This window comes from Mycolicibacterium sp. XJ879, assembly GCF_053483935.1.
In genome coordinates this window covers 1-5,480 of sequence record NZ_JBEFTH010000023.1, presented here as the reverse complement: position 1 = coordinate 5,480, position 5,480 = coordinate 1, and the positions used below count along the sequence as shown (strand labels likewise).

General features: G+C 68.4%; 1 protein-coding gene and 1 pseudogene. Both read left to right on the top strand.

All coding sequences use genetic code 11. The features are described 5' to 3' along the window. A partial coding sequence (locus tag ABQF13_RS25170; protein WP_448395530.1) for a non-ribosomal peptide synthetase occupies positions 1-5,256 on the top strand: 5,256 nt, incomplete at its 5' end. After that, positions 5,253-5,480, top strand: a pseudogene (locus ABQF13_RS25165) (AMP-binding protein); the annotation flags it as partial. The gene ABQF13_RS25170 and the pseudogene ABQF13_RS25165, both read left to right, overlap by 4 nt.

The following is a 5,480-nucleotide window of genomic DNA, read 5'->3' as shown; positions in this document are numbered from 1 at the left end:
CAGGACGCGCTGGCCGGGATGCCGGAACGTGTTGCGTTGCCAACCGATCGGCCCTACCCGCCGGTGGCCGACCAGCGCGGCGCCACCACCACGTTGAACTGGCCTGTCGAACTGCACGAGCAGATCACCCGGATCGCCCGTGAGCACAACGCCACCAGCTTCATGGTGCTGCAGGCCGCGTTGGGCGTGCTGCTCTCGAAGTTGGGCGCAACCTCCGACGTGGCGGTGGGTTTCCCGATCGCCGGTCGGCGCGATCCCGCGCTCGACGAGCTGATCGGGTTCTTCGTCAACACCTTGGTGCTGCGGATGGACCTGGCAGGCGACCCCACAATGGCCGACGTGCTGGCTCAGGTGCGGGCACGCAGCCTGTCTGCCTACGAACATCAGGACGTGCCGTTCGAGGTGCTTGTCGAGCGGCTCAACCCGACGCGGTCACTGACCCACCACCCGCTGGTTCAGGTGGCCTTGTCGTGGCAGAACGTCCCCGCTTCCGGCTCGGGGCTGGCGCTCGGTGATCTGGAGGTCACCCAGATGCCGGCCGACACCCACACGGCGCGAATGGATCTGAGCTTCTCGCTGGCCGAACGGCGCACCGAGGCCGGGGAACCCGACGGCATCACCGGCACGGTGGAGTTCCGCACCGACGTCTTCGACCCATCCACCATCGAAACGTTGATTCAGCGATTCGAGCGGGTGCTGGCTGCGATGACCACCGACTCCGATCAGCGGCTGTCGTCGATCGATCTGCTCGACGACGAGGAACACGCCCACCTCGATTCGGTCGGCAACCTCACGGCACTGACCGGCCCGGACCCGGACGCATCGTCGGTGCCCGCCCTGTTCGCCGAGCATGTGGCGCGCACCCCCGATGCGGTGGCCGTCACCTGCGGTCAGCGGTCGTTGACCTACCGCGAGCTAGACCATGCCGCGAACCGGTTGGCGCACAAGCTGATTGCACACGGTGCCGGACCGGGGCAGTGCGTGGTGCTGCTGTTCAACCGGTCCGCCGAGGCGATCGTGGCCATGCTGGCCGCACTCAAGGCGGGCGCGGCGTATCTGGCGGTCGACCCGGCGATGCCCGCAACCCGCATCGACTTCATGCTCGCCGACGCCGCGCCGACCGTCGCGGTCACCAACGCCGACCTCGCCGACCGGCTGGCTGGCCGTCCCATACCCGTCCTCGACATCCGTGACATCGAGGCGACCGCGGGCACTCAACCCGAGGCGCCGCTGGCGGATCCGTCTCCCGCCGACATCGCCTACCTGATCTACACCTCGGGAACCACCGGCGTGCCCAAGGGCGTGGCCGTCTCGCACCAGAACCTGACACACCTGGCGCGCTCATCGCCTGAGCACCTGCCGCAGGACCAGGTGTGGACGCAGTGCCACTCCTATGCTTTCGACTTCTCGGTGTGGGAGATCTGGGCTGCCCTGCTCGGCGGCTCGCGTCTGGTGGTCGTGCCCGAATCGGTGGCGAGTTCACCCGACGATTTCCACGCCCTGCTGGTTCGTGAGCGGGTAAACGTGCTGACCCAGACCCCGTCCGCCGTCTCGGCACTGTCTCCGCAGGGGCTGGACTCGGTGTCGTTGCTGCTCGGCGGCGAAGCCTGCCCGGGTGAGGTGGTGGACCGCTGGGCGCCCGGCCGGGTGGTGATCAACGCATACGGACCCACCGAGATCACGGTCTACGCGTCGATGAGCGCCCCGCTGACGCCGGGGTCCGGCGCTGCGCCGATCGGTGCGCCCGTGCCGACGGCGGCGCTGTTCGTGCTCGACGAGTGGCTGCGGCCGGTCCCCGCCGGCGTCGTCGGCGAGCTGTACGTGGCCGGTGACGGTGTGGCGTGCGGATACCTCGGACGGTCGGGTTTGACCGCGTCGCGGTTCGTCGCGTGCCCGTTCGGCGGGCCGGGGGTGGCCGGAACACGCATGTATCGCACCGGCGATCTGGTGAGCTGGCGACCCGACGGTCAGCTGCAGTACCTGGGCCGCGCCGACGATCAGGTCAAGATTCGCGGCTACCGCATCGAACTCGGCGAAATTCATACCGCGCTGGCCGCACTCGACGGTGTAGAGCAGGCGGTGGTGATCACCCGCGAGGACCATCCGGGCACCAAACGCCTAGTCGGCTACGTCACCGAAACCACGCCCGGCGGCGTGGATCCGGCGGCGGCGCGAAATGCGTTGGCCGACCGGCTGCCGCCGTACATGGTGCCGGCCGCGGTGGTGGTGCTGGACGCGTTGCCGCTGACGGTCAACGGCAAGCTCGACACCCGGGCCCTGCCCGCCCCCGACTACGGTGACGTCGGCCGGTACCGGCCGCCCGCGAACGCGATCGAGGAGATTTTGGCCGGGATCTACGCCCAGGTGCTGGGCCTGGAGCAGGTCGGCGTCGACGACTCGTTCTTCGACCTCGGCGGCGACAGCATTCTCTCGATGCAGGTGGTGGCGCGGGCCCGGGCGTCCGGTGTGATGTGCCGGCCCCGTGACATTTTCGTCGAGCAGACCGTGGCCCGGCTGGCCCAGGTGGTCGACGTCAGCAGTGGACAGGGCGGACCGACCGACGAAGGCACCGGCCCGGTGACCGCGACCCCGATCATGCGGTGGCTGCGTGAGGTGCAGACCCGCGGCGGCGCAATCGAGGAGTTCAACCAGACCGTGGTGGTCCAAGCCCCGGCCGGGGTCACCGAGGCAGAGGTACGGGTGGTGCTGGCTGCGCTGCTGGACCGGCATGCCATGCTGCGGCTGCGGGTTGAGAACGACGGCGCCGACAGCTGGTCTTTGACTGTGCCCGAACCTGATTCGGTGCACGCCGACGAGTGCGTGCATTCGGTGGACGCATTGACCGACGAGGCGTTGGTGGCGGCGCGGTCGCGGCTGAACCCCGCGGACGGGGTGATGGTCAGCGCCCTGTGGGTGCGCACCACCGGCCAGCTCGCGTTGATCGTCCACCACCTCGCCGTCGACGCGGTGTCGTGGCGAATCCTGCTGGAGGACCTCAACATCGCGTGGGCACAGCACCGCAACGGCGAAGCTGTGGCATTGCCGCCGACGGGCACCTCGTTCGCGCGGTGGTCGGCGCTGCTGGGCGATTACGCCCACGACACGACCGTGGTGGCGCAGGCCGACAACTGGCGCGAAGTGCTGGATCTGCCGTCCCGGATGCCTGCGGCACAACCCGCCCTGGACACCTACGCCACCGCCGGGCACCTCACGGCCGCGCTGGACGCAGAGACGACACGCGCGTTGCTCGGCGAGGTTCCGGCGGCGTACCGCGCCGGGGTGCAAGACATCCTGCTGATCGCCTACGGGCTGGCGCTGACGCAGTTGCTGGACACCACCGCGTCGATCGCCATCGACGTCGAAGGCCACGGCCGGAACGAAGACATCGCATCCGACGTCGACCTGTCCCGCACCGTGGGCTGGTTCACCACCAAGTATCCGGTGGCGATGACTATCGGCGGGCTGTCCTGGGCGCAGGTGGTGTCCGGTGACGCTGCGCTCGACGCTGTGATCAAGAAGGCCAAGGAGCAACTGCGCTCCCTCCCAGACGGTTTGACGTACGGGCTGTTGCGCTATCTGAACCCCGACGCCGGGCTGAGCGGATCCGACCCGACCATCGGATTCAACTACCTCGGCAGGATGGGGGCCGCCGCGGCGGACTCGACCGCGGAACTCTGGCAGGTCAGCCAGGACGGTGCCGCGCTCAGCGCCGCCGCCGCGGCGATCCCAATGCCGTTGGGGCACACCGTCGAACTCAACGCCAGCACCGTCGACACCGACGACGGCCCGCAACTGTACGCCACATGGACGTGGGCCCCCTCCGTACTGGACGAGACACAGGTCAGCCAACTGTCCCAACTGTGGTTCGACGCGCTGAGCGGTATCGCCGCCCACGTCCGGCGCGGCGGCGGCGGCCTCACACCCTCCGACATCGCGCCCGCACGTCTCACCCAGGAGGAAATCGACGAGCTCAGCGAACAGCAGCGCATCGCCGACGTGCTGCCCCTGACCCCACTGCAGCAGGGGCTGCTGTTCCACGCCAACGCCACCAGCGGCCACGACGTCGACGACGTCTACGCCATGCAGCTCGACATCACGGTCACCGGCCCGCTGAACGCCGAGCGGCTACAGGGTGCGGTGCAAACGGTGGTCAACCGTCACCCCAACCTGGCAGCCCGGTTCAACCAACAGTTCGAAGAACCGGTGCAGGTCATCCCGGCCGAACCGAACGTACCGTGGCAGTACCTCGAGATGGCCACGGACGAACCGGAATTCGGCGACGTCGACGAGCAGATGCAGCGGCTGTGCGCCGCCGAACGTGCCGCGGTGTGTGACCTGAACCAACAGTCGGCGTTCCGCGCCGCGCTGATCCGCACCGCCGACAACGAGCACCGGTTCGTGATGACCTACCACCACATCGTGCTCGACGGGTGGTCGCTGCCAATTCTGCTGCAGGAGGTCTTCGCCAGCTACTACGGGCAGCATCTCCCGTCCGCGGGGTCCTACCGCAGGTTCGTCACCTGGCTGGCCGAGCGCGACGTCGAAGCCGCTCACGCCGCCTGGCGCGAAGTCCTTGCCGGGTTCGAGACGCCCACACTGGTGGCGCCCAGGGGCCGGACCAAACCGGGACGGCGCGCCACCGAGTCGTTCCACGTGCCCGCCGAAACCACCCAGGCCATCAACGAGTTGGCCCGCAGCTGCCAGACCACCGTCAACACTGTGCTGCAAGCCGCGTGGGCGCAGCTGCTGACATGGTTGACCGGCCAGCACGACGTCACGTTCGGCGTCGCGGTCTCGGGGCGGTCAGCCGAGGTGGCCGGTGCGGAGTCGATGGTCGGCCTGCTGATCAACACGGTGCCGATCCGGGCCACCATCACCCCGGACACCACGATCGCCGACCTGCTCAGCGATCTGCAGCGCTGCCACATGGACACCCTGGACCATCAGCACCTGGCGCTCAACGAGATTCACCGCGTCGCCGGCCACGACCAACTTTTCGACACCCTGTTCGTCTTCCAGAACTATCCCGTGGACACCGCCGCCATGCACACCACCAACGGGTTGGCCATCACCAAGGTCGACGGCCGTGAGTACAACCACTACCCGCTGACGTTGCAAGCCATGCCCGGCGAGGAACTGGTACTGCGCGTCGAGTTCGACACCGACGTGTTCGACGCCAACCGCGTCCGCAAGATCATGCGCCGGTTCCAGCGGGTGCTGGCGGCCATGACCGGCGATTCGGTGCGGAAACCGTGACCGCCGATGCCTCCCGTCGCCTGTTGTCGATGGATCTCGACGACGAAGACGAACTCGAAGACCTCGATGAGTGGGGTAACCGTGCGGCGTTGACCGCGCCGGTCCCGGCGCTGACGTCGATTCCGGAGTCGTTCGCCGAGCAGGTATCCCGGTCCCCGGACGCGGTGGCAGTGCGCGCCGGCGCCAGCTCGTTGACCTACGGCGAGCTCGACGAGGCCGCAAAC